Source organism: Salmonella sp. A7 (genome assembly GCF_020181675.1).
GTDB classification, from domain to species: Bacteria; Pseudomonadota; Gammaproteobacteria; order Enterobacterales; family Enterobacteriaceae; genus Salmonella; species Salmonella enterica.
Genome location: NZ_CP084001.1, coordinates 2,723,456 through 2,745,770 on the forward strand (window position 1 = coordinate 2,723,456; position 22,315 = coordinate 2,745,770).

Here is a 22,315-nt window from a genome sequence, read left to right on the forward strand (position 1 = left end):
CTTTAGCGAATATTCAGTAACGCATCAAACAGCGCATTCGCGGTCTGCAATACTTGCGCATTCGCCAGATAATACTGCTGATAACGCTGCAAATTGCCGTACTCTTCGTCGAGGTTAACGCCGGAAACCGACTGTTGCTGTTTATAAAGCTGTTTAACCACATTCGCCTGCGTGGTGCTGCTGGTTTTCAGCGTTGACGTTTTGTTACCCACATCGCTGACCAACGTGGCGTAAGCATCGTTAAAGGTTTTGTTGCCACCCACTACATTGCTGTTTTGTAAGTCCAGCAATGCCTGACCATTGCGGTTATCGCTGTCGCCGGTATCCACATCAGGATCGAGTTTTGACTCAGACGCCATCGCAATCTCGGCTTCATTTGTCACTTTAACGTTCATGTCGACGATAGCATTGCTGACCGGCTTGAGAAGAAAACTGTCGTTTTTCTGTGCGCCGGTCCCTACCGTCACTTTCAGACCGTCAATCTCCAGTTTTCCGTCAGCATCTTTTGTCGCCGTGAAGGTAGTGTTATCCGCAGTGCGAGTAACCTGCCAGTCTGTACCGTCAAAAACAATCTTATAATCCGTCGCCTGAACCTTCGTGCTGTCGACCACCTTAGCGGTTAGCGATACCGTTTTATCGGCATTATTACTGTTGCTATATACCACCGGCGAGCCAATGCTAAAGAAGTCTTTCCCTTTATTGCCGTCGGCGTCATAACCTTTGGTATGCTGCGCGTTAAACGCATCGGCAAACGCTAACGCCAACTGGCCCAGCGTATTACGAGTCTGATCCAGATCCTGAGAACGGAATGTCAGTAATCCGCCGAGCGAACCGGTGTTCAGCAACTTTTCCGGAATTTCGATGTTACCGGCGGCCTCATCGACATAAGCGACAGTCGTTCGCGTCGGGTCGGCGCTGGAGGGAACCGCCGCCAACTGACGCGCCGTCGACCCCTGCACCAGCGTATAGCCATTGGCCATCGTCAGGTTATAGGTGCCGCCGTCCTGTACACTCACCTCGACGCCAACGATCTTGTTAAGCTCGCTGACCAACTGATCACGCTGATCGAGCAGGTCGTTCGGCGATGCGCCCGCGCCTACGCCCGTCATACGGGAGATTTGATCGTTCAGGTTAGCTATCTGCTTCGCGTAATTGTTGATTTGCGCCACGCTGGAGCCAATCGCGATATTGACCTGTTTATCCTGATCGCGCAGATACTGATCGGTGGTTTTGAACTGGTTTACCAGCCCTTCCGCTTTACCAATCAGCGCCTGACGCGCCGCAGGATCTTCCGCGTTACTGACTAACGTTTGCAGGCTGGTAAAAAAACTCTGCAACGAACCAGACAGTGAGCTGGATTTATCGGCCAGCAGGTTGTCGATTTTCGACATTTGTTCATAGCGCGTGGTCAAGCCGCTGCTCTGGTTTTGCGCGCCGCGTAGCTGATTAGTGATAAACGCATCATATTCGCGCTGTACGCCTGAAACGTAAACGCCATTACCTATCCAGCCGCCAGCCCCTAACGTACTGTTTGCCTGCGCCAGAATAGTTGTCTGCCGGGTATAACCCGCAACGTTATAATTGTTGATGTTATTACTGACCGTATTTAACGCGGCCTGCGCGGCGTTAAGTCCGCTCATGGCGTGATTAATCAAGCTGGACATGATGGTTCCTTTTAATCCTTCAATACTCGTTGTTATCGGCAGCGACTACGTGGACTTGAGCAATTTAAAAGAGATTGTCGAGATTCGCGCTGTAGGTTTTGCTGACCTTTTCACTCATCGCTTTCAACTGCTGAATCATGCTGGTCAATTTACGCGCGTAATTCGGGTCAGTGGCGTATCCGGCGTTTTGCAGGGCCACTGCGCCCTGCTCTGCCGTGGCGGCAGTGGTCACGGCAGCGTAGCGTGGGTTACGCGTTAACAGCGCGACATAATCCGATAACGCCTCCAGATACGAGCTATAGACGCGGAATTTCGCTTTCACTTTTTTCGCTTCGCCATTTTCGTATTCAGTGGTGGTGATTTCCGTCACCGGCCCTTTCCAACTGGCGGTCGCTTTCACGCCAAATACGTTATAGCTGGGTTCGCCATTCTCCCGCAGGATTTGCCGTTGCCCCCAGCCCGACTCCAGCGCCGCCTGCGCCAGAATCAGATGATGCGGCACCCCGCTTTGTTCGCTGGCCAGCCTCGCCGGGAGCGAAAGCTGGGCCAGAAAGTCTTTACTGTCGCCGGAGAGCGGCGCATCGCTGCTCTCCGGCGTTTTCGGGATGGCTTTGCGCACCAGTTGGGTCAGCGCCTGATTTTGATAGCTGTTTACCGTCTCCAGGGAGAATTTAAGCGGTACTTGCGGCGCGTCATCCGCAGGCATCGTCTGCCCGCTGGTCATCTGTTTAACCATCATATCCGCCAGCCCCAGTCCCTTGCCGGCGGTCATCTGCTGGGCGATCTGCTGGTCATACATGCTGGTATACAGACGCGTCTGATCGCTGCTGAATAAACCATCTTTGGGTAAAGCCTCGCGCATACTTTTCAGCATCATCTGCACAAACATCCCTTCCACCTGACGGGCCACAGGACGGATATTCGCCGCCGGGTCCTGGCCCGCTTTCGCTTTCAGTTCGTTCAGAGATTGCGCATCCCAGGCCGCGCTGGCCAGCAATTTACCGTCTCCGATCATCAGATGATTTCCAGTTTGGCGCGTAGACAGCCCGCGCTCTGCATGGACTGCAAAATCGACATCAGGTCCATCGGCGTCGCGCCAAGCGCATTCAGCGCGCGCACTACGCTGTTCAGATTGGCGCTGGAACGCACGCTCTGTAGCGATCCGCCGCTCTGACGCAAATCTATCTGAGTCTGTGGCGTCACCACGGTCTGCCCGCCGCCAAATGGCGTATTCGGCTGGTTGACGTTGAGCTGGCGATTGACTGTCACTGACAAATTGCCCTGCGCCACAGCGCAGCTATCCAGCGTGACTTCCCGATTCATGACCACCGAACCGGTACGCGAGTTGATCACGACTTTTGCATCCTGCGGCGTCACGTTGACTTCCATATTTTGAATGTCCGCCAGAAAACGCACCTGCGAGCTGTTGCCGCTGGGCACACGTACCTGTACCGTTCGCGCATCAAGCGCAGTGGCGCTGCCGTAACCGCGGGCGCGGTTGATGGCATCGGTAATTTGCTGCGCCATCGTAAAATCTTCGTCGTTCAATTGCAGATTAATGGTGTTGCCAGCGCCGAACTGAGTCGGCAACTCGCGTTCGATAATCGCGCCATTAGTGATGCGCCCGCCATTAAGCTGGTTAACCTGCACGCTACTGCCGCCTGCGGAAGCGCCCGCGCCGCCGACCAGAATATTGCCCTGCGCCAGAGCATACACCTGGCTGTCCACCCCTTTTAACGGCGTCATTAATAACGTCCCGCCACGCAGACTTTTAGCGTTCCCCATTGAGGAAACGACGACATCGATCGTTTGTCCCTGTCGCGCAAAAGGCGGATACGACGCCGTCACCATCACCGCCGCCACGTTTTTCAACTGCATGTTGGTGCCAGTGGGGACCGTAATCCCCAGTTGTGACAGCATGTTATTCAGCGTCTGGGTGGTAAATGGCGTCTGGGTCGTCTGGTCGCCCGTACCGTCCAGCCCGACCACCAGCCCGTAGCCGATCAGCGAGTTTTCCCGTACCCCCTGGACACTGGTCAGATCCCGGATACGCTCGGCGTGCGCCAGAGTGGCAACCAGTGCCAGAACGATTCCTGCAAGAGCTTTAAACACATACACCTCGCTTACATCGGCGACAAATTAAGGAAGAAACGTTGCAGCCAGCCCATATTTTGCGCTTCGTTAATATAGCCGTTCCCGACATATTCAATCCGCGCATCCGCCACTTGTGTCGAGGGAACGGAGTTGCTGCCGCTGATGGTGCGTGGATTTACCACGCCGGAGAAGCGGATGAATTCCGTTCCCTGATTAATCGCGATCTGTTTTTCCCCCACGACGTGTAAATTGCCATTGGCCAGAACCTGATCGACGGTCACGGTCAGCGTGCCGCTAAAGGTATTGCTGGCATTCGCGCCGCCTTTGCCGTTAAAAGAGTTGCCGCCGGAGGCCTCCATATCCGCGCGGGAATTACCGAATAATCCCTGCAGATAACGCGGTACCGTATCAAAACCAAAACTGGTTTTGCCGTCGCGACTGGCATTTGCCGACGAGCTTTTACTGGCGCTGACGTTTTCCTGTAACACAATCGTGAGCGTATCGCCGATATTACGCGGTCGACGATCTTCAAAAAGCGGCTGATAGCCATAATTAATCGGCTGCGCAGACTGAAATATGGAGCCATTCGCCACCGGTACCGGGCCAGGTATCGGCTGCGCCGTGGTCGCCCCCTGCACGAGCGGTTTAGCGGGTATCCAGGCGCATCCTGTCAGCGTCGCGACCATCAGGGCCATAACTGGGTAAGCGTGAAGCGCGTATTTTTGCATTACCTTCATCTTCAAAATCAGGGAGCCGGTGGCGTATCCCCACCGGCGGCCCCTTAGAGTTGCGTCAGTTTCTGCAGCATCTGATCGGTCGTCGATACTGCTTTACTGTTAATTTCATAGGCGCGTTGAACCTGAATCATGTTCACCAGCTCTTCCGCCACGTTAACGTTCGACGTTTCGACATACCCTTGATACAACAACCCCGCGCCGTTGAGCCCCGGCGTGCTTTCGTTCGGCGCGCCGGACGATTGCGTTTCGATATAGAGGTTCTCGCCGATGCTTTCCAGCCCGGTGTCGTTCATAAAGGTGGTCAGGTTAAGCTGCCCGACCTGAACCGGCGCGGCCTGCCCCTGCTGGGTCACGCTGACCACGCCGTCGCGGCCAATGGTGATGCTTAACGCGTTGGCCGGAATGGTGATTGCCGGCTGCACCTGAAAACCGCCCGCCGTCACCAGTTGACCATTCTGATCCACCTGGAAAGAGCCGTCGCGGGTATAGGCAGACGTACCATCCGGCAGCATGACCTGGAAAAAGCCCTGCCCTTTAATCGCCACATCTTTACTGTTGTTGGTCTGCGACAGGTTCCCCTGACTGTGCAGACGCTCCGTGGCGACCGGACGCACGCCGGTACCGATTTGCAGCCCGGAAGGCAGCGTCGTCTGCTCGGACGACTGCGCGCCCGGCTGGCGGATGGTCTGATACAACAGATCTTCAAATACCGCGCGCTGACGCTTAAAACCATTGGTGCTGACGTTTGCCAGGTTATTGGCAATCACATCCATATTGGTTTGCTGCGCGTCCAGACCGGTTTTGGCGATCCATAATGAACTGATCATAAAATGTCCTGTATTAACTCATCGACAGCAGTTGGTTAGCTCGCCCTTCGTTCTCATCTACGCTGGTGATAACCTTCATCTGCATTTCAAAACGACGTGCGTTGGCGATCATGTCGGTCATGGCTTCAACCGGCTTGACGTTACTGCCCTCCAGCACGCCCGACATAATGCGAATTGACGGGTCGGCGGCCAGTACCGCCCCGCGTTCAGCCTGTGCCTCGGCGGTAAGGCGGAATAAACCGTCATCGCTCCGCTGCACCTCATTGCCTTCCGCTTTGACCAGCTTCAGTCGCCCAACGGGCGCCACCGTGTTTGGCGGGTCGCCGGGATTGAGCGCGGAGATCGTGCCGTCTGCCGCGATGGTGATTTCCGACCCTTCAGGAACGGTGATCGGGCCGCCTTCGCCGATAACCGGATGTCCCTGAATGGTTAACTGCCCGGTCGGCCCCACCTGGATATTCCCGTTACGGGTATATCCTTCAGCGCCATCCGCCGCTTGCACCACCAGCCAGCCGTCCTGCTGTAACGCGACATCCAGTGGGCGGGAGGTGTAGTCCAACTGACCCGGGGTCATATCCGCCCCCGGCGTCGACGCCGTAACCAGCGTGCGCGTCGCTAAAGAGAGGCCATCAACGGGCACCGCGCGTAGCGCGTTAAGCTGCGCGCGAAAGCCCGGCGTTGAGGCATTAGCCAGGTTGCTGGCCGTTACCGCCTGCTGGTTAAGCGTCTGACTGGCCGCCCCCATGGCGGTATAAATTGCGTGATCCATTAAGCTATCCCGTCAGGCGCTTAGCGCAGGTTAACCAGCGTATTGAGGATCTGGTCCTGGGTTTTGATGGTCTGCGCATTCGACTGGTAGTTACGCTGCGCGACGATCATATTCACCAGCTCTTTACTCAAATCCACGTTAGAGGCTTCCAGCGCGCCGTTCGTCAGCTTACCGAAGTTGCCGGAACCGGCAGTCCCCAGCAGCGCTACCCCGGAGGCCTGCGTCGCCGCCCAGACGTTATCGCCCTGGGATGCCAGACCTTCGTTGTTGGCGAAGTTAGCCAGCACTATCTGCCCCAGCACCTGCTCCTGCTCGTTGGAATAGTTGCCAACTACGGTGCCGTCGTTGTTAATCTGGTAGCTCACCAGGTCGCCCGGCTTATAGCCGTTCTGATTGGTGGCGACGATGTTGTTAGCCCCGGTGTTCTGCTGCATGGAGTTAAGGAAGCTGAGGGAGAAGGTGGCCGCTGTCGCGCCATTAATCGTACCGGTGGTGATGTTCACCGTACCGCCGGATTGCAGTGTCCCGTTTGCGTTAAATACCAGAGTGGTTGATGGTGCCGCCGGCGCTGTGGCTGCAGGATCGCTACTGTCATGGGTGTACACGGCCCATTCATTATCTTTGGTTTTCACAAAATAGACGTTCATGTCATGGGCATTACCCTGGCTGTCATAAACGGTGACGGTGCCTTTTTTGTTATACGAATCCGCATCACTCACGCTAAAGGGCGTTTTAGACGGTACAGGGTCCGTTGAGTTCAGGTTGATCTGCATTGACGCGGTGGTGGTCGATTTCGCCGCCATCAGCGTGTTCGGAATGGTGATCGGCGCAGGATTCGCCCCCTGCTGAATGGTCGGCGGCGTACCGGTGGCCGGATAGCCGGTCAACTGCATCCCCTGCATATTGACCAGGTTACGGTTCTCGTCCAGTTTGAACTGGCCGTTGCGGCTATAGAACACGGAACCGTTGCTGTCTACCAGGCGGAAAAAACCGTTCTGGCTAATCGCGACATCCAGCCCGCGCCCGGTGTTCGTTGTCGTACCGTCGGTAAAATCCTGGGTAATCCCCGCCACTTTTACGCCCAGCCCCACTTTGGAACCGGCAAACATATCGGCAAATGATGCCGTACCGGACTTAAAGCCATAGGTGGCGGAGTTGGCGATGTTATTACCGATAACATCAAGGTTGGTGGCCGCAGCGTTCAGGCCGCTAACCGCTTGAGAAAAAGACATGACTGACTCCTGATAAGTGTAAGGGCTTAGATTATTTGCCGAACTTCGTCGAGTGTGGTGGTGCCGTAGGTACCCAGATCCAACAGGTTGCCGTTACTGCCCTTCGTCACGCCCTGTACCAGAGCGAATTGCAGCGGCTGCGCCACCAGTTGCGTCCCGCCATTGCTGGCGGTAATCGCAATGTTGTAAGAACCATTCGGTACCGTTGTTCCGTCCGTTTGCTTACCATCCCAGGTAAAGGTGTGTACCCCGGCTCGCAACTCACCGATCTCCAGCGTCCGTACCACCCGGCCATCTTTATCGGTAATGGTTGCCGTCACTTTGTCCGCAGGCTGTTGCAATTCCACGCCAAACGGCGTCGTGGACGTCACGGCCCCTTCTTCCGCGCCTTTACCCGCCAGAATTGTGGTGCCAGGCACCATAACGCCATGCCCAATCAGCGTGGTCGCCTGTAGGGACTGACTATTATCGATTTGCCCGGAAATAGCCCCCAGCGTCGTATTCAGTTTTTCAATGCCGCTCACGGTACTGATTTGCGCCAACTGTGTCGTTAACTCATTATTTTGTAATGGGTTAGTCGGGTCCTGGTTCTTCAATTGCGCGACCAGTAAGGTCAGGAAACTGCTTTGCAGATCGGCAGCGTTGCTTCCGGTCATCGACCCGCTGCCGGTCGTCGTTTTGACGCCCGTGTTGGTCGGGTCATTCATATTTACGGCAATAGACATACGCGCCTCCTTTACTGGCCTAATGTCAGCGTTTTAAGCATCATGCTTTTTACGGTATTCAGGACTTCGATATTTGCCTGATAGCTGCGCGAGGCTGACATCGTGTTGACCATTTCGCCGACCACATCGACGTTGGGCATTTTGACGTAACCATTAGCGTCCGCCAGCGGATTGCCTGGCTCATAAACCAGCTTTTCCGGTGCCTGACTTTCAATCACGCTGGCGACCTTTACCCCGCCAGTGGCTTGACCCGGCGCGGCGTCCACCTGAAAAACCACCTGTTTGGCGCGATAAGGCTGTCCGTCCGGGCCGGTGACGCTATCCGCATTCGCCAGGTTACTGGCCGCAACGTTCAACCGCTTGGACTGTGCGGCAAGCGCCGATCCGGCAATATCAAAAATGTTTAACAGCGCCACGAATTAGTTTCCTCCCTGTAGCACATTCATCATGCCTTTGAGTTGGCTACCCAGAACGGTAAGCCCCATCTGATATTTGAGACTGTTATCCGCAAACTGCGTACGTTCCCTGTCCATATCTACGGTGTTACCATCCAAAGAAGGCTGATCGGGTACGCGGTAAAGCAGATCCACTGCGGGAGAAGAGACCGCCTGGGCGGGAATATGGTGAGAGGAAGTCAACGTTAACGCGACGCCGCCGGTTTCTTCCCGTCCACGCACCATCACCTTTTTTAACTCACTGGCAAAATCAATATCGCGCGCCTGATACCCCGGCGTATCGGCATTGGCGATATTCGCCGCTAATATTTCCTGACGTTGCGCGCGCAGATTTAGCGCTTCCTGCTGAAATCGTAAGGCGGCATCGAGCCTGTCGAGCATATCTCCTCCGCAAATGGCAAAATTCAGCCGACAGCTTAAATGCCTTCACGCGCGCGTTATCGCCGGAATAAACGCAAAATGCGTCGCTATTTATTGCGTTGATGCTTGCTTCACACGGGTAGAATCCTGTCATGACATCAACCAGGGGGAAGTACCATGCAAACGTTAAAACGAGGATTCGCCGTGGCGGCTTTGCTGTTCAGCCCCCTGACAATGGCGCAGGACATCAACGCCCAGCTGACCACGTGGTTTTCCCAGCGTCTGTCTGGCTTCAGCGACGAGGTGGTTGTCACGCTCCGTTCATCGCCCAATCTGCTACCGAGCTGCGAGCAGCCAGCCTTCAGCATGACGGGCAGCGCGAAGCTGTGGGGCAACGTCAATGTGGTGGCGCGCTGCGCCAATGAAAAACGTTATTTGCAGGTGAATGTGCAAGCGACCGGCAATTATGTCGCCGTTGCCGCGCCCGTCGCGCGCGGCGGAAAATTGACGCCGGCCAACGTCACGCTAAAACGTGGCAGGCTGGATCAGTTACCGCCGCGGACGGTACTGGATATCCGTCAGATTCAGGATGCCGTCAGTTTGCGCGATCTCGCTCCTGGGCAGCCGGTACAGCTTACGATGATACGTCAGGCCTGGCGCGTCAAAGCGGGGCAACGAGTACAGGTCATCGCCAATGGCGAGGGGTTTAGCGTCAATGCGGAAGGTCAGGCGATGAATAATGCCGCCGTCGCGCAAAATGCGCGCGTGCGCATGACATCGGGTCAAATCGTGAGTGGAACCGTCGATTCTGATGGGAATATTCTTATTAACCTATAATTGTGTAAAGATTTTGTCGCGGCTGCCGATGAGATATTCAACCATGATGGTAGCTGGCCGCTACAACGTAACCCTCGATGAGGATAAATAAATGAGCATTGACCGTACCTCACCTTTGAAACCCGTTAGCACTGTCCAGACGCGCGAAACCAGCGATACGCCGGTACAAAAAACGCGTCAGGAAAAAACGTCCGCCGCGACGAGCGCCAGCGTAACGTTAAGCGACGCGCAAGCGAAGCTCATGCAGCCAGGCGTCAGCGACATTAATATGGAACGCGTCGAAGCATTAAAAACAGCTATCCGTAACGGTGAGTTAAAAATGGATACGGGAAAAATAGCAGACTCGCTCATTCGCGAGGCGCAGAGCTACTTACAGAGTAAATAAGCGTATGACTCGTTTGTCAGAAATACTTGACCAGATGACCACCGTCCTGAATGACCTGAAGACGGTGATGGACGCCGAGCAACAACAGCTTTCCGTAGGCCAGATTAACGGCAGCCAGCTACAGCGTATTACAGAAGAAAAAAGCTCGTTGCTGGCGACGCTGGATTATCTGGAACAACAGCGCCGTCTGGAGCAGAACGCGCAGCGTAGCGCAAACGATGACATTGCAGAGCGCTGGCAGGCGATTACCGAAAAAACGCAGCATCTTCGCGACCTCAACCAGCACAACGGCTGGCTGCTGGAAGGGCAAATTGAGCGTAATCAACAGGCGCTGGAGGTGCTGAAACCTCACCAGGAGCCGACCTTGTACGGGGCTGACGGTCAGACTTCCGTCTCTCACCGCGGCGGTAAAAAAATTTCTATCTAATCAGTGCCGGATGGCGACGTTGCGCCTTTCCGGCCTGAATGCCTTGTAGGCCTGATAGCACAGCGCTATCAGGCACTGAATTTACGCCGTCCGGCGAACAAACTCTTTCACTTTAAAGCCCAGCACGGCAAGCGCGGCGAAATAGGCCGCGATACCCGCGATCACTACCGCCATCAAACGTAGCAAACGCCATAACATCGACCCTTGCGACCACTCCGGCATAATATGCAACACGCCGAACAATACGGCGGCCATCACCAGTACGGAAATGATCAGACGCATCAGGAACCACATCCAACCCGGTTGTGGCGTAAAGATATTCTGTTTGCGCAGTTGCCAGTACAGCAGCGACGCATTGAGACATGCCGCCAGACCAATAGAGAGCGACAGTCCGGCGTGTTTCAGCGGTCCAATAAACGCCAGGTTCATTAACTGAGTCATGATTAACGTCACGATGGCGATTTTCACCGGCGTTTTAATATCCTGGCGAGAATAGAAGCCCGGGGCCAGCACTTTTACGACGATCAAGCCAATCAGCCCCACCGAATAGGCGATTAACGCCCGCTGCGTCATTGCCGCATCAAAGGCGGTGAATTTACCGTACTGAAACAGCGAGACCGTCAGCGGCTTCGCCAGAATGCCTAACGCTACCGCGCTCGGCAACGCCAGTAAAAAGCACAAACGCAGCCCCCAGTCCATCAGGCGGCAGTACTCATCATGATTGCCGCTGGCAAAGCTTTTCGACAATGACGGCAACAGGATGGTCCCCAATGCCACGCCCAGCACGCCGGACGGGAACTCCATCAACCGATCGGCATAGTACATCCATGAGACCGAGCCGGAGGCCAGAAACGAGGCAAAAATGGTATTGATGATAAGGGAGATCTGACTGACGGATACGCCCAAAATCGCCGGCCCCATCTGTTTGACTACCCGCATCGCCCCGGTGTCGCGAAAGTTAATGCGCGGCAGCACCAACATACCGATCTTTTTCAAATACGGAAGTTGATACACCAGTTGCAGCACGCCGCCGACGGTGACTGCCCAGGCTAACGCCAGCACCGGCGGATTAAAGTATGGCGCGGCGAATAATGCAAAACCGATCATGCTGATATTAAGAAATGTCGGCGCAAAAGCGGGAATAGAGAAGCGATTCCAGGTGTTGAGAATGGCGCCAACCAGTGAAGCCAGCGAGATCAGCAGAATATAGGGAAACGTAATCCGCAGCAGTTGCGTCGTCAGCGCGAATTTATCCGCAGTATCGGCAAAACCCGGCGCGGTTACCATAATCACCCACGGGGCGGCCAGCATACCGGCTACCGTCACGACGGCCAATGCCAGCGTCAACAGGCCGGAAACGTAAGCGACAAAGATCCGCGTCGCTTCTTCACCCTGCTTGCTCTTATATTCCGCCAGGATAGGCACAAAGGCCTGAGAAAAAGCGCCTTCGGCAAAGATCCGGCGTAGTAGATTGGGGAGTTTAAACGCCACAAAAAAGGCGTCGGTCGCCATCCCTGCGCCAAAAATTCTGGCGACAATCGCATCACGGGCAAAGCCCAACACGCGTGAAAACATAGTCATCGAGCTGACGGCAGCCAGCGATTTCAATAAATTCATTTCTTTTGTATTCCAGACCCTGGCGTAAAACTCCTGCATGGCTGATCCATCGACCGGATAACGCAACTTCTGCCGTATCCGGCTGTATCACCGCGCCTGACGGCGACGTTAAAACGTCTTATCAGGCCTTACAGACTCCCCACGGTTTGCCATTATTCACTGTGAAAAGAGGTATTATGTAGAGTGGGCATATATACCCGCCATACTTCGAGCTGCATGTGCGTTAGCTTTTCTGCAACTCGAATTATTGAGGGTATAGTACCTGGATTACGATGAATTACTACCGCCAGATGTTACAGAGGGTTATTCGCTGATGGCGTCCCGCCACAGCGCCTCCACGACGCGCTGGGCCAAAATCGCCTGCTCCCCCGCCGTTTCCGGAACCGTCTGATTTTGTACGCAGTCAATGAAATGCCGCGCGCATCCGACAAAACCACGCTGTTCAAGCGTCGTTTGCCAACCCGGAATGGGTTTGATGAGAATACCCTGCCCGCGCTCTTCGCGCCATTCACGCATATCCGTCACGTCATACAGCCCGCCGTCGGTGACGGCCTGGACCGATTCACGCTGACTTCCGGCGCGCCGGTGCATACTGGTGGTAATTTGTAGTTTGTCGGCGGAAAAATGATGTTCCGCATAGCACATTTCGCCGGACTCGCTGGTGAGCAACATGCCGCTGGCAAGGCGCGCCTCGCCGCCCGCCAGCCACAGAGCGGTATCCACGACATGCAGATAGTCATCGAGCAAAGTAAAACGTAAGTCGTGCGGCCCGATGCTATCGGTACGATGTTTATCCATACGCAGTGATGCCGCAGTGCCGAGGCGCGTCTTCAGTTCGCGGTACAGCGGCGCGAAACGGCGATTAAAGCCAACCATCAGCGTCAATTTTTTTTGCGCCGCCAGCGCCACCAGCCGTTCGGCATCACGTAGATTTTCCGCCAGCGGTTTATCCACGCAAACATGCACGCCGGCATTGAGAAGTTCGCTGACCACGGCATAATGGCTTGCGGTACTGGAGTGGACGAAGACCGCATCGCAGCCGGACGCTAAATTCGCCAGCGAATCCACATACGGTATGCGCCAGCTTTCGCAGATACGTAAGGCTTTATCCCGCAAAGGAGACCAGGCGCCCTGTAATGTCCATCCGGCGGTGTTGGTTAATACCGGCAGCCAGGCCTTCTGCGCAATACCGCCTAATCCGACAATGCCAATCCGTAATGTTCTCACATTACTCCCCCAGGTGAGCTAACAAAGAATCCAGCCGCTGCTTTAACTCCGCCACTTCGCTTTCCAGCGCTTCGACGCGCGACTGAAGATCGCCCGACGCACTTTCCGGCGCAGACGTCTGGAGAGACAGTTCATCGACGTCGCCGCAAAAAAGGTGCATATAACGGCTTTCGCGCTTACCCGGTTCACGCGCCAGACGGACGACATACGGGCCGTCCTCACGACTGGCAAGCCGTTCCAGCGTGGATTCAACTTCCGCCATATCGCTGAATTCATGCATCCGCGACGCCCGGCTACGCAACTCGCCGGGCGTTTGCGCGCCGCGCAGCAGCAGCGTAGTGACGAGCGCCACTTCCGCCGCGCTAAGTTTCAGATCGCCAAATTCGGAATTACAGAAACGCTGTTCATATTTGGTGACGCGATTGCCAAACCCACTGACCGTACGCAAAAAGTGGCGTTTCACCAGGTTATCGAGTTGTTCTTGTACCTCTTGTTCCGTCAGGTTCATCACCGGTTCACGGTTGGTTTTCTGATTACAGGCTGTCACCACCCCGTTGACGGAAAGCGGATACTGTTCCGGCGTTGTCACCTGCTTTTCCAGCAGACAGCCAATCACTCGCGCTTCAGTGGCGGTTAATTCATATTTCATCGTTTTCTCCCTTTGCCTCTCATTCCGTAAGCCGCTCAACGCCCCGGCGTCCATAACGGCGTGGTTAACGCCGTCAGGACATGGTCGCGCCATTGTCCATCAATCAACAGGTAATCTTTCGCATAGCCTTCTTTTTCAAAGCCAAGCCGCGCCAGCAACGCGCCGCTACGTTTGTTGTGCGGCATATAGTTCGCCATGATACGGTGGATATGCTGAGTGCGCTGCATATAGCGAATCGCAGCGGTTAAGGCTTCAAACATCAGCCCCTGCCCCTGCCACTTTTGCGCAATGGAATAGCCCAGATAACAGGCATGAAAAGAACCGCGCACCACATTGGAAAAATTCGCCACGCCGATAATTTCTTTTTCTTCCGGATCAAGTAGCGCGAAATAGAAGGCGGAGCCCTGTTTGTGAAATTCACCGATCATTCCCAGACGCGCCTGCCATCCTGAAGGATAACAATGACTTTCATCACGGACCGGTTCCCAGGGTTTTAAAAAATGACGATTTTCCGCGTAATAATCGGCCAGACGCCAGGCATCACGCTCATGCACTAAACGTACCACCAGACGATCGGTGGTTAAGCGCACTTTTGGCACGTTACTACGATAGCCAAACATTCTATACCTACTCCTTCCTGTAACGTCTTCAGCACGCCAGTAACATTACTATACCTGCGCAACCAGGCTCTGTGAAAAGCGCAAATCGTCATTTTTTGAATTGCTGCCACATTTTGATGAAAACTCTCGATTAAAAAGGACTTTTGATAAAAAAATATTGTCCCGCTAACGGTAGGAAAAAACGAAACGCCGCCGCAGAATAGAAGACGCTCATCTATTATTTCCCGGGAGGGGAAATGTCGCGCGTCTCGCAGGCGAGGAACCTGGGTAAATATTTTCTTCTCATCGATAACATGTTGGTGGTGCTGGGTTTTTTCGTCGTATTCCCGCTCATCTCTATTCGCTTTGTCGATCAAATGGGGTGGGCTGCCGTAATGGTAGGGATCGCACTCGGCCTGCGCCAGTTTATTCAACAAGGTCTGGGCATTTTTGGCGGCGCCATCGCCGATCGCTTTGGCGCGAAACCGATGATTGTCACCGGTATGCTGATGCGCGCCGCCGGCTTTGCCACCATGGGTATCGCGCATGAGCCCTGGCTCTTGTGGTTTTCCTGCTTTCTTTCCGGTCTCGGCGGTACGCTTTTCGACCCGCCGCGCTCAGCGCTGGTGGTCAAATTAATTCGTCCGGAGCAACGGGGCCGCTTCTTTTCTCTGTTGATGATGCAGGACAGCGCGGGTGCGGTGATTGGCGCGCTACTGGGAAGCTGGTTGCTACAATACGATTTTCGCCTGGTCTGCGCGACGGGCGCTATTTTGTTCATATTATGCGCCCTTTTCAACGCATGGCTGCTTCCGGCCTGGAAGCTATCAACGGTCAGAACGCCGGTGCGTGAAGGAATGCGCCGCGTCATGAGCGATAAAAGGTTTGTCACCTACGTGCTGACGCTGGCGGGCTACTATATGCTGGCGGTACAGGTCATGTTAATGCTTCCGATTATGGTAAACGATATCGCCGGCTCGCCTGCTGCCGTGAAATGGATGTACGCTATAGAGGCGTGTCTCTCGCTGACGTTGCTCTACCCGATTGCCCGCTGGAGCGAAAAGCGTTTTCGGCTGGAGCATCGGCTGATGGCCGGTTTGCTCGTCATGTCGCTGAGCATGCTCCCCATCGGGATGGTGGGCAATTTACAGCAGCTTTTTACGCTTATTTGCGCTTTCTACATCGGCTCGGTTATCGCCGAACCGGCGCGCGAAACGCTCAGCGCGTCGCTCGCGGACGCGAGGGCGCGGGGAAGCTATATGGGCTTTAGCCGTCTGGGATTAGCCATTGGCGGCGCGATTGGTTATATCGGCGGCGGCTGGTTGTTTGATATGGGTAAAGCGCTTGCGCAGCCTGAACTACCGTGGATGATGCTCGGTATTATCGGCTTCATTACCTTTTTGGCTTTAGGCTGGCAATTTAGTCATAAACGCACGCCGCGCCGGATGCTGGAACCCGGCGCCTGATTTGATACCTGTCGCTATCTCCTCCATACTGGTCAGATACCGACAGTCAAATGGAGGAGAAACGTGAAGCTTTATATTTACGATCATTGCCCTTTCTGCGTTAAAGCCCGCATGATTTTCGGCCTGAAGAACATCCCCGTTGAACTTAACGTGTTACAAAATGACGACGAGGCGACGCCCACCCGGATGATTGGTCAAAAGATGGTGCCCATCCTGCAAAAAGATGATAGTCGCTACCTTCCTGAAAGTATGGATATTGTACATTATGTCGACAACCTCGACGGCAAACCGCTGTTAACCGGGAAACGCAATCCAGCCATTGAAGAGTGGTTGCGCAAAGTTAACGGTTACGTTAATCAGCTACTGCTGCCGCGATTTGCAAAATCCGCTTTCGATGAATTTTCTACCCCTGCGGCGCGCCAGTATTTTATCCGCAAAAAAGAAGCCTCATCTGGCAGTTTTGACAACCATCTTGCGCACTCTGCCGGACTGATTAAAAAGATCGGCGATGATTTACGTTTGCTGGATAAACTCATCGTACAGCCTAACGCCGTTAACGGCGAATTATCGGAAGATGATATTCATCTGTTTCCGCTTCTGCGTAATCTGACGCTGGTCGCCGGTATTCACTGGCCGACAAAAGTCGCGGACTATCGCGATAATATGGCAAAGCAGACGCAAATTAATTTACTCTCCTCAATGGCTATCTAACGCCCGCCAGGCGGCAACCCTTTCTTGCCGCCTTTTTCAGCTTTTTCTCGTGGCGCCATGTCCGCTGGCGCGACATGCTGCTTTGTGTCAAGATTAGGGCACAGGCAACATGCTAAGGAACGCCATGAAAAAGTTTTTTTTTGCCGCTGCGCTGGTAGTTAGCGGCCTGTTAGTGGGCTGTAATCAACTTACGCAATACACCATTAGCGAACAAGAAATCAATCAAGCGCTTGAAAAACGGAATAATTTCTCAAAAGATATTGGTCTGCCCGGCATTGCCGACGCGCATATCGTATTGACTAACCTTGTCAGCCAGATTGGTCGGGAAGAGCCTAATAAAGTCACCCTTACTGGCGATGCCAGGCTGGATATGAATTCCCTGTTTGGCAGTCAAAAAGCGACGATGAAACTCAAGCTAAAAGCCCTGCCAGTCTTTGATAAAGAAAAAGGCGCCATCTATCTTCAGGAGATGGAAGTAGTAGACGCCACCGTGACGCCGGAAAAAATGCAAGCAGTGCTACAAACGCTCCTGCCCTATTTAAATCAGTCTTTACGTAGCTACTTTAACCAGCGGCCCGCTTACGTGTTGCGTGAGGACAGCAGTAAAGGCGAAGCGTTAGCGAAGAAACTCGCGAAAGGCATTGAAGTTAAACCTGGTGAAATCGTTATTCCTTTCACCAATTGATTTCGGAGGGCGCGCTCGCGCCCTTTTTTTACGTGCAAACGAAAACGTTTCCGCTTATCCTTTGTTTCCGGCAAAAAGACTATTCCTCAGCCGGAGCTTATTAATGACTGCACCATCCCAGGTTTTAAAGATCCGCCGCCCGGACGACTGGCACGTTCACCTTCGCGATGGCGACATGTTAAAAACGGTCGTACCCTATACCAGCGAAATTTATGGTCGCGCTATCGTGATGCCGAACCTGGCGTCCCCCATCACGACCGTTGATGCAGCGATCGCCTACCGTCAGCGTATTCTCGATGCGGTGCCCGCCGGGCAGGATTTCACGCCGTTAATGACCTGCTATTTAACGGATTCGCTCGATGCCGATGAACTGGAGCGTGGTTTCCATGAAGGCGTGTTTACTGCGGCTAAGCTTTACCCGGCCAATGCCACCACTAACTCCAGTCATGGCGTAACGTCAGTCGACGCTATCATGCCGGTACTGGAGCGGATGGAAAAACTCGGAATGCCATTACTGGTCCACGGTGAGGTGACCCATGCGGATGTTGATATCTTCGATCGCGAAGCGCGTTTTATCGACACCGTAATGGAACCGCTACGCCAGCGTCTGACCGCGCTTAAAGTGGTCTTTGAACACATCACGACCAAAGATGCCGCGCAGTATGTCCGTGACGGCAACGACTACCTGGCGGCTACCATTACGCCTCAACATTTAATGTTTAACCGTAATGATATGCTGGTTGGCGGCATTCGTCCTCACCTGTACTGTCTGCCGATTCTGAAACGCAATATTCACCAGCAGGCGTTACGCGAACTGGTTGCCAGTGGTTTTACGCGCGCCTTCCTGGGGACGGATTCAGCGCCGCATTCACGTCATCGTAAAGAGACCAGTTGCGGCTGCGCTGGTTGTTTCAACGCCCCCTCCGCCCTTGGCAGTTATGCCGCCGTGTTTGAGGAAATGAACGCGCTGGCGCACTTTGAAGCGTTCTGTTCACTGAATGGCCCGCAATTCTATGGCCTGCCGGTGAATGCGGGGTGGGTGGAACTGGTTCGCGATGAACAACAGATACCGGGAAATATCGCGCTGGCTGATGATTCGCTGGTGCCTTTTTTAGCGGGTGAAACAGTACGCTGGTCAGTAAAAAAATAAAAAATGCGCTTACTTGTTGCTATATATTGGATTTAACTGTATATATATCCAGTATATTCAACAGGGGGCCATTATGCGTATTGAAGTCACTATAGCCAAAACGTCACCTCTGCCTGCCGGTGCGATTGATGCGCTGGCGGGCGAACTCTCCCGTCGTATTAGCCATCATTTTCCGGAGAATTTGGGTAACGTCACCGTGCGTTACGCTACCGCCAACAACTTGTCCGTCATTGGCGCATCAAAAGAGGACAAAGAACGCATTAGCGAGATTCTCCAGGAGACCTGGGAGAGCGCTGATGACTGGTTCATCAATGAATAAAAAATGATATGCAGTGATGTATGTTTGCCGGGTCGCCCCGGCTTTTTTATTTGCGCAACTGATGAATATTTCGCCTGACCCTCAAAATAATTGCACAACATCCTAAAAAAATATGAATGAACTGCCGCTTTATTGTTCATATAATTCTTAAAAAGAGAAATTTATCCTCCGGTCTCTTTAAAAACGCAGTGAATAGCCTTATTAATTGGTATACTGAAGTTGCTTCAGAAGAAAAACACGCATTGAACCTCGAGAACCGTTGTCTTATAACACGTACCAGGGGGGCATGATGGAAAAGAATAATGAAGTCATTCAGACCCATCCGCTTGTAGGATGGGACATCAGCACCGTCGATAGCTATGACGCGCTGATGCTGCGTTTACACTACCAGACCCCAAATCGTCCGGAACCGGAAGGGACTGAAGTTGGTCAAACGCTCTGGTTAACGACAGATGTAGCCAGGCAATTTATTTCAATATTAGAAGCCGGCATCGCCAAAATAGAATCAGGTGATTACCAGGAAAACGAGTATCGTCGCCATTAGCGTGACGCGCTCCCCCTCTCTCAGGCACCGTAAGGTGCCTCACTTATTTCTGGCTTGTATATCTCAGCGCAGTTATTTACCCTGAAATCATCGCGATAGCAGAGAGAAGCTGATGAAATACGACCTTATTATTATCGGCAGCGGTTCGGTTGGCGCCGCCGCTGGTTATTACGCCACCCGCGCCGGGCTAAAGGTCCTGATGACCGATGCGCATATGCCGCCTCATCAACAGGGCAGCCATCACGGCGATACCCGACTTATCCGCCACGCTTATGGTGAAGGCGAAAAATATGTCCCACTGGTGCTTCGCGCCCAGGCGCTTTGGGATGAACTCTCCACACACAATGAAGAGCCTATTTTTGTCCGCTCCGGCGTCGTTAACCTCGGCCCGGCCGACTCCGCTTTCTTAGCCAACGTCGCACGAAGCGCGCAACAGTGGCAATTAAACGTCGAGCGCCTGGACGCGACGGCCCTCATGACGCGCTGGCCGGAAATTCGCGTGCCCGATAATTATATCGGGCTGTTTGAAGCTGACTCCGGTTTCCTGCGCAGCGAATTAGCCATTACCACATGGCTTCGTCTGGCCCGAGAAGCAGGCTGCGCACAGCTATTCAACAGCCCGGTAAGCCATATTCACCATGATGATAACGGTGTGACGATAGAGACGAGTGAAGGTTGCTACCACGCCAGCAAAGCGCTGATTAGCGCGGGCACCTGGGTCAAAGCGCTGGTACCGGAGCTGCCCGTTCAGCCCGTACGTAAAGTTTTTGCCTGGTTTAAGGCGGATGGACGTTACAGCACTAAAAACCGCTTTCCGGCCTTTACCGGCGAAATGCCCAACGGCGATCAATATTACGGTTTCCCGGCGGAGAACGACGAGTTAAAAATCGGCAAACACAATGGCGGACAGCTAATACAGGCTCCGGAAGAGCGCAAGCCCTTTGCCGCCGTTGCCAGCGATGGCGCGGAAGCATTTCCTTTCCTGCGTAACGTACTGCCGGGTATCGGCGGTTGTTTACATGGGGCGGCATGTACCTATGATAATTCGCCGGACGAGGATTTTATTATCGATACGCTGCCTGGCCATGAGAACACGCTTGTCATCACTGGACTCAGCGGACATGGTTTTAAATTCGCCCCGGTGTTAGGAGAAATCGCTACGGATTTTGCGTTGGGAAAAACGCCCTCCTTTGATCTGACGCCGTTCCGGCTTTCCCGTTTTAGCCAATAATTTGTCGGCCCCGTAAAGGGGCTGTTTATTAAGGTAAGCTATGCGTCGTCTCTTTCATTTTCTGATGAATAATATTCGCGAACATTTCATGCTTTACGTTATTCTTTGGTCGCTGCTGGCGGTGATGGATATTGTTTATCTCCTTTTCTTTTGATTGCTTTTCATTGACGTTAACTGACACTTCCTGAAAGTTCCTCGCTTTTTATTTCATAACGTTAAGCACGGCAATAATGCCAGTTCCTGCCGTTGCGCGGTTATCAGGGGGAAATATCTCGAAACTTCTGAAGCTGAACCGCAAACAACATCAAAATTATTGAAATAAAAATAAATATCATTCAAATTCTTATTTATAAGTTGCATTCGGCGCTTTTCCACGCCATTTTCATTCTCTCGTGAAATATTGATTGGTGTGTTTATGCAATTTAAAAATACTCCACAGCGTTATGGCGTGGTTTCCGCCGCGCTCCACTGGCTGACCGCCCTGGTGGTCTATGGCATGTTTGCGTTGGGTTTATGGATGGTCACGCTCAGTTATTACGACGGCTGGTATCACCAGGCACCGGAAATACATAAAAGTATTGGCATATTACTGATGATGGCGCTGATCGTGCGTATTATCTGGCGGCTTTATTCTCCGCCGCCCATTGCGTTGACCAGCTATTCCCGTTTAACGCGCGCTGGCGCCGCCGCAGGTCATCTCCTCCTGTATCTCCTGCTCTTTGCGATAATCATTAGCGGCTACCTGATTTCCACCGCCGACGGTAAACCGATTAGCGTCTTTGGCTGGTTTGAGATTCCGGCCACGCTTACGGACGCGGGCGCGCAGGCTGACATCGCCGGAACGCTGCATCTGTGGTTTGCCTGGTCGCTGGTCATTATCTCGCTCTCGCATGGGGTTATGGCGCTAAAACACCATTTCATCGATAAAGACGACACACTGAAACGTATGACAGGAATGTCGTCATCTGACTATGGAGCTCAAAAATGAAAAAAAACCTGCTGGGATTCACCCTCGCATCCTTGTTATTCACGACCGGTTCCGCCGTGGCGGCGGAGTATAAAATTGATAAAGAAGGCCAACATGCGTTCGTCAATTTCCGCATCCAGCATCTGGGCTACAGCTGGCTGTACGGCACCTTTAAAGATTTCGACGGCACGTTTACTTTTGACGAAAAAAATCCGTCGGCAGACAAAGTGAACGTGACCATTAACACCAATAGCGTCGACACTAACCATGCCGAACGTGACAAACACCTGCGTAGCGCGGAATTTCTTAATGTTGCGAAATTCCCGCAGGCAACCTTCACCTCTACCAGCGTGAAAAAAGAGGGCGATGAACTGGATATTACCGGCAATCTGACACTCAATGGCGTGACTAAACCGGTGACGCTGGAAGCGAAGCTGATGGGCCAGGGCGACGATCCGTGGGGCGGTAAGCGCGCGGGCTTTGAGGCCGAAGGAAAAATTAAGCTGAAGGATTTCAATATAACTACCGATCTCGGCCCGGCCTCACAAGAGGTTGAGCTTATCATCTCAGTAGAAGGCGTTCAGCAGAAGTAACGCCTGGAGAAATGCCGGATAGCGGCCTTTACGCGGCTATCCGGC

General features: G+C 53.5%; 27 protein-coding genes. 13 read left to right on the plus strand and 14 right to left on the minus strand.

Annotated features, from left to right (window positions below; genetic code table 11):
• Positions 1-2: 2 nt before the first annotated feature.
• The 10 genes from flgK to flgB all read right to left on the minus strand — a co-directional run bounded on the left by flgK (position 3) and on the right by flgB (position 8,884).
• A complete protein-coding gene (gene flgK / locus LCS67_RS13420; RefSeq protein WP_000096425.1) occupies positions 3-1,664 on the minus strand; it encodes a flagellar hook-associated protein FlgK in 1,662 nt (553 codons plus the stop codon).
• Between the two features lie 64 nt (positions 1,665-1,728).
• Complete coding sequence (flgJ, locus tag LCS67_RS13425) at positions 1,729-2,679, minus strand: flagellar assembly peptidoglycan hydrolase FlgJ (protein WP_000578693.1); 951 nt, start codon at positions 2,677-2,679, stop codon at positions 1,729-1,731.
• Positions 2,679-3,776 carry a flagellar basal body P-ring protein FlgI gene (locus LCS67_RS13430; protein WP_001518955.1) on the minus strand — a complete coding sequence of 366 codons (1,098 nt, stop codon included), beginning with the start codon at positions 3,774-3,776 and terminating at the stop codon, positions 2,679-2,681. Before LCS67_RS13430 ends, flgJ begins: the two co-directional genes overlap by 1 nt.
• Positions 3,777-3,787: 11 nt before the next feature.
• Positions 3,788-4,486 carry a flagellar basal body L-ring protein FlgH gene (gene flgH, locus LCS67_RS13435; protein WP_001174897.1) on the minus strand — a complete coding sequence of 233 codons (699 nt, stop codon included), beginning with the start codon at positions 4,484-4,486 and terminating at the stop codon, positions 3,788-3,790.
• A gap of 53 nt (positions 4,487-4,539) precedes the next feature.
• Positions 4,540-5,322, minus strand: coding sequence for a flagellar basal-body rod protein FlgG (gene flgG, locus LCS67_RS13440; RefSeq protein ID WP_000625851.1), 783 nt, complete (start codon positions 5,320-5,322; stop codon positions 4,540-4,542).
• Positions 5,323-5,335: 13 nt separating this feature from the next.
• Positions 5,336-6,091 (minus strand): flagellar basal body rod protein FlgF, encoded by a 756-nt coding sequence (locus LCS67_RS13445; RefSeq protein WP_000349278.1) that lies wholly within the window; start codon positions 6,089-6,091, stop codon positions 5,336-5,338.
• 20 nt (positions 6,092-6,111) lie between these two features.
• Positions 6,112-7,323 carry a flagellar hook protein FlgE gene (flgE, locus tag LCS67_RS13450; RefSeq protein WP_000010562.1) on the minus strand — a complete coding sequence of 404 codons (1,212 nt, stop codon included), beginning with the start codon at positions 7,321-7,323 and terminating at the stop codon, positions 6,112-6,114.
• Between the two features lie 26 nt (positions 7,324-7,349).
• Complete coding sequence (gene flgD, locus LCS67_RS13455) at positions 7,350-8,048, minus strand: flagellar hook assembly protein FlgD (RefSeq protein WP_000020450.1); 699 nt, start codon at positions 8,046-8,048, stop codon at positions 7,350-7,352.
• Positions 8,049-8,059: 11 nt separating this feature from the next.
• Complete coding sequence (flgC, locus tag LCS67_RS13460) at positions 8,060-8,464, minus strand: flagellar basal body rod protein FlgC (RefSeq protein ID WP_001196448.1); 405 nt, start codon at positions 8,462-8,464, stop codon at positions 8,060-8,062.
• Between the two features lie 3 nt (positions 8,465-8,467).
• Positions 8,468-8,884, minus strand: coding sequence for a flagellar basal body rod protein FlgB (gene flgB, locus LCS67_RS13465; protein ID WP_000887043.1), 417 nt, complete (start codon positions 8,882-8,884; stop codon positions 8,468-8,470).
• Positions 8,885-9,040: 156 nt separating this feature from the next.
• Here flgB and flgA point away from each other — a divergent pair, with 156 nt between their 5' ends.
• The 3 genes from flgA (at position 9,041) to flgN (ending at position 10,512) form a co-directional block, all read left to right on the plus strand.
• Complete coding sequence (flgA, locus tag LCS67_RS13470; RefSeq protein ID WP_001194091.1) at positions 9,041-9,700, plus strand: flagellar basal body P-ring formation chaperone FlgA; 660 nt, start codon at positions 9,041-9,043, stop codon at positions 9,698-9,700.
• A gap of 91 nt (positions 9,701-9,791) precedes the next feature.
• Positions 9,792-10,085, plus strand: a complete 294-nt coding sequence (flgM, locus tag LCS67_RS13475; RefSeq protein WP_000020893.1) for a flagellar biosynthesis anti-sigma factor FlgM — start codon at positions 9,792-9,794, stop codon at positions 10,083-10,085.
• Positions 10,086-10,089: 4 nt separating this feature from the next.
• Positions 10,090-10,512 (plus strand): flagella biosynthesis chaperone FlgN, encoded by a 423-nt coding sequence (gene flgN / locus LCS67_RS13480; RefSeq protein ID WP_000197547.1) that lies wholly within the window; start codon positions 10,090-10,092, stop codon positions 10,510-10,512.
• An 81-nt stretch (positions 10,513-10,593) separates the two neighbouring features.
• Here flgN and murJ read toward each other — a convergent pair whose 3' ends face one another.
• From murJ to rimJ, 4 genes are all read right to left on the minus strand, one after another.
• Positions 10,594-12,129 (minus strand): murein biosynthesis integral membrane protein MurJ, encoded by a 1,536-nt coding sequence (murJ, locus tag LCS67_RS13485; protein ID WP_001537775.1) that lies wholly within the window; start codon positions 12,127-12,129, stop codon positions 10,594-10,596.
• A gap of 303 nt (positions 12,130-12,432) precedes the next feature.
• The gene (locus LCS67_RS13490; protein ID WP_031565332.1) at positions 12,433-13,356 is read right to left on the minus strand and encodes a Gfo/Idh/MocA family protein; all 924 of its coding nucleotides are present in this window, start codon (positions 13,354-13,356) and stop codon (positions 12,433-12,435) included.
• Between the two features lies 1 nt (position 13,357).
• Positions 13,358-14,005: a YceH family protein gene (locus LCS67_RS13495; protein ID WP_000873047.1), complete on the minus strand. Its 648-nt coding sequence runs from the start codon at positions 14,003-14,005 to the stop codon at positions 13,358-13,360.
• A gap of 35 nt (positions 14,006-14,040) precedes the next feature.
• Positions 14,041-14,625 (minus strand): ribosomal protein S5-alanine N-acetyltransferase, encoded by a 585-nt coding sequence (gene rimJ / locus LCS67_RS13500; protein ID WP_000468204.1) that lies wholly within the window; start codon positions 14,623-14,625, stop codon positions 14,041-14,043.
• Positions 14,626-14,861: 236 nt separating this feature from the next.
• Between rimJ and mdtH the strand changes: the two genes are divergently transcribed.
• From mdtH to LCS67_RS13550, 10 genes are all read left to right on the plus strand, one after another.
• Positions 14,862-16,070, plus strand: coding sequence for a multidrug efflux MFS transporter MdtH (gene mdtH / locus LCS67_RS13505; RefSeq protein ID WP_000092178.1), 1,209 nt, complete (start codon positions 14,862-14,864; stop codon positions 16,068-16,070).
• A 63-nt stretch (positions 16,071-16,133) separates the two neighbouring features.
• Positions 16,134-16,781: a glutaredoxin 2 gene (gene grxB, locus LCS67_RS13510; protein ID WP_000780893.1), complete on the plus strand. Its 648-nt coding sequence runs from the start codon at positions 16,134-16,136 to the stop codon at positions 16,779-16,781.
• A 124-nt stretch (positions 16,782-16,905) separates the two neighbouring features.
• The gene (locus LCS67_RS13515; protein ID WP_031565313.1) at positions 16,906-17,466 is read left to right on the plus strand and encodes a lipoprotein; all 561 of its coding nucleotides are present in this window, start codon (positions 16,906-16,908) and stop codon (positions 17,464-17,466) included.
• A 103-nt stretch (positions 17,467-17,569) separates the two neighbouring features.
• Positions 17,570-18,616 (plus strand): dihydroorotase, encoded by a 1,047-nt coding sequence (gene pyrC, locus LCS67_RS13520; RefSeq protein ID WP_000126609.1) that lies wholly within the window; start codon positions 17,570-17,572, stop codon positions 18,614-18,616.
• A 73-nt stretch (positions 18,617-18,689) separates the two neighbouring features.
• A complete protein-coding gene (gene dinI / locus LCS67_RS13525) occupies positions 18,690-18,935 on the plus strand; it encodes a DNA damage-inducible protein I (RefSeq protein WP_001217763.1) in 246 nt (81 codons plus the stop codon).
• Between the two features lie 289 nt (positions 18,936-19,224).
• Entirely contained in the window at positions 19,225-19,479 is a 255-nt protein-coding gene (bssS, locus tag LCS67_RS13530; protein WP_000414441.1) for a biofilm formation regulator BssS, read from the plus strand.
• A 112-nt stretch (positions 19,480-19,591) separates the two neighbouring features.
• Positions 19,592-20,710, plus strand: a complete 1,119-nt coding sequence (gene solA / locus LCS67_RS13535) for an N-methyl-L-tryptophan oxidase (RefSeq protein ID WP_000872764.1) — start codon at positions 19,592-19,594, stop codon at positions 20,708-20,710.
• Between the two features lie 40 nt (positions 20,711-20,750).
• A complete protein-coding gene (locus tag LCS67_RS13540; RefSeq protein ID WP_001253282.1) occupies positions 20,751-20,864 on the plus strand; it encodes a YceO family protein in 114 nt (37 codons plus the stop codon).
• A 261-nt stretch (positions 20,865-21,125) separates the two neighbouring features.
• Positions 21,126-21,698, plus strand: a complete 573-nt coding sequence (locus LCS67_RS13545; protein ID WP_001159782.1) for a cytochrome b — start codon at positions 21,126-21,128, stop codon at positions 21,696-21,698.
• On the plus strand, positions 21,695-22,270 hold the full coding sequence (locus tag LCS67_RS13550; RefSeq protein ID WP_000739886.1) for a YceI family protein: 576 nt from the start codon (positions 21,695-21,697) through the stop codon (positions 22,268-22,270). The genes LCS67_RS13545 and LCS67_RS13550 overlap by 4 nt, the downstream gene beginning before the upstream one ends.
• The last annotated feature ends 45 nt before the right edge of the window (positions 22,271-22,315 follow it).

Bases quoted from the DNA above. Each gene is read 5' to 3' on its own strand.
- LCS67_RS13445 (WP_000349278.1), bottom strand. From the start codon at position 6,091: ATGGATCACGCAATTTATACCGCCATGGGGGCGGCCAGTCAGACGCTT.
- pyrC (WP_000126609.1), top strand. From the start codon at position 17,570: ATGACTGCACCATCCCAGGTTTTAAAGATCCGCCGCCCGGACGACTGG.
- LCS67_RS13515 (WP_031565313.1), top strand. From the start codon at position 16,906: ATGAAAAAGTTTTTTTTTGCCGCTGCGCTGGTAGTTAGCGGCCTGTTA.
- solA (WP_000872764.1), top strand. From the start codon at position 19,592: ATGAAATACGACCTTATTATTATCGGCAGCGGTTCGGTTGGCGCCGCC.
- flgN (WP_000197547.1), top strand. From the start codon at position 10,090: ATGACTCGTTTGTCAGAAATACTTGACCAGATGACCACCGTCCTGAAT.
- flgG (WP_000625851.1), bottom strand. From the start codon at position 5,322: ATGATCAGTTCATTATGGATCGCCAAAACCGGTCTGGACGCGCAGCAA.
- mdtH (WP_000092178.1), top strand. From the start codon at position 14,862: ATGTCGCGCGTCTCGCAGGCGAGGAACCTGGGTAAATATTTTCTTCTC.
- murJ (WP_001537775.1), bottom strand. From the start codon at position 12,129: ATGAATTTATTGAAATCGCTGGCTGCCGTCAGCTCGATGACTATGTTT.
- bssS (WP_000414441.1), top strand. From the start codon at position 19,225: ATGGAAAAGAATAATGAAGTCATTCAGACCCATCCGCTTGTAGGATGG.
- flgE (WP_000010562.1), bottom strand. From the start codon at position 7,323: ATGTCTTTTTCTCAAGCGGTTAGCGGCCTGAACGCTGCGGCCACCAAC.
- flgH (WP_001174897.1), bottom strand. From the start codon at position 4,486: ATGCAAAAATACGCGCTTCACGCTTACCCAGTTATGGCCCTGATGGTC.
- flgA (WP_001194091.1), top strand. From the start codon at position 9,041: ATGCAAACGTTAAAACGAGGATTCGCCGTGGCGGCTTTGCTGTTCAGC.
- LCS67_RS13545 (WP_001159782.1), top strand. From the start codon at position 21,126: ATGCAATTTAAAAATACTCCACAGCGTTATGGCGTGGTTTCCGCCGCG.
- LCS67_RS13540 (WP_001253282.1), top strand. From the start codon at position 20,751: ATGCGTCGTCTCTTTCATTTTCTGATGAATAATATTCGCGAACATTTC.
- flgB (WP_000887043.1), bottom strand. From the start codon at position 8,884: ATGCTCGACAGGCTCGATGCCGCCTTACGATTTCAGCAGGAAGCGCTA.
- flgK (WP_000096425.1), bottom strand. From the start codon at position 1,664: ATGTCCAGCTTGATTAATCACGCCATGAGCGGACTTAACGCCGCGCAG.
- flgD (WP_000020450.1), bottom strand. From the start codon at position 8,048: ATGTCTATTGCCGTAAATATGAATGACCCGACCAACACGGGCGTCAAA.
- dinI (WP_001217763.1), top strand. From the start codon at position 18,690: ATGCGTATTGAAGTCACTATAGCCAAAACGTCACCTCTGCCTGCCGGT.
- LCS67_RS13495 (WP_000873047.1), bottom strand. From the start codon at position 14,005: ATGAAATATGAATTAACCGCCACTGAAGCGCGAGTGATTGGCTGTCTG.
- rimJ (WP_000468204.1), bottom strand. From the start codon at position 14,625: ATGTTTGGCTATCGTAGTAACGTGCCAAAAGTGCGCTTAACCACCGAT.
- flgM (WP_000020893.1), top strand. From the start codon at position 9,792: ATGAGCATTGACCGTACCTCACCTTTGAAACCCGTTAGCACTGTCCAG.
- LCS67_RS13550 (WP_000739886.1), top strand. From the start codon at position 21,695: ATGAAAAAAAACCTGCTGGGATTCACCCTCGCATCCTTGTTATTCACG.
- flgJ (WP_000578693.1), bottom strand. From the start codon at position 2,679: ATGATCGGAGACGGTAAATTGCTGGCCAGCGCGGCCTGGGATGCGCAA.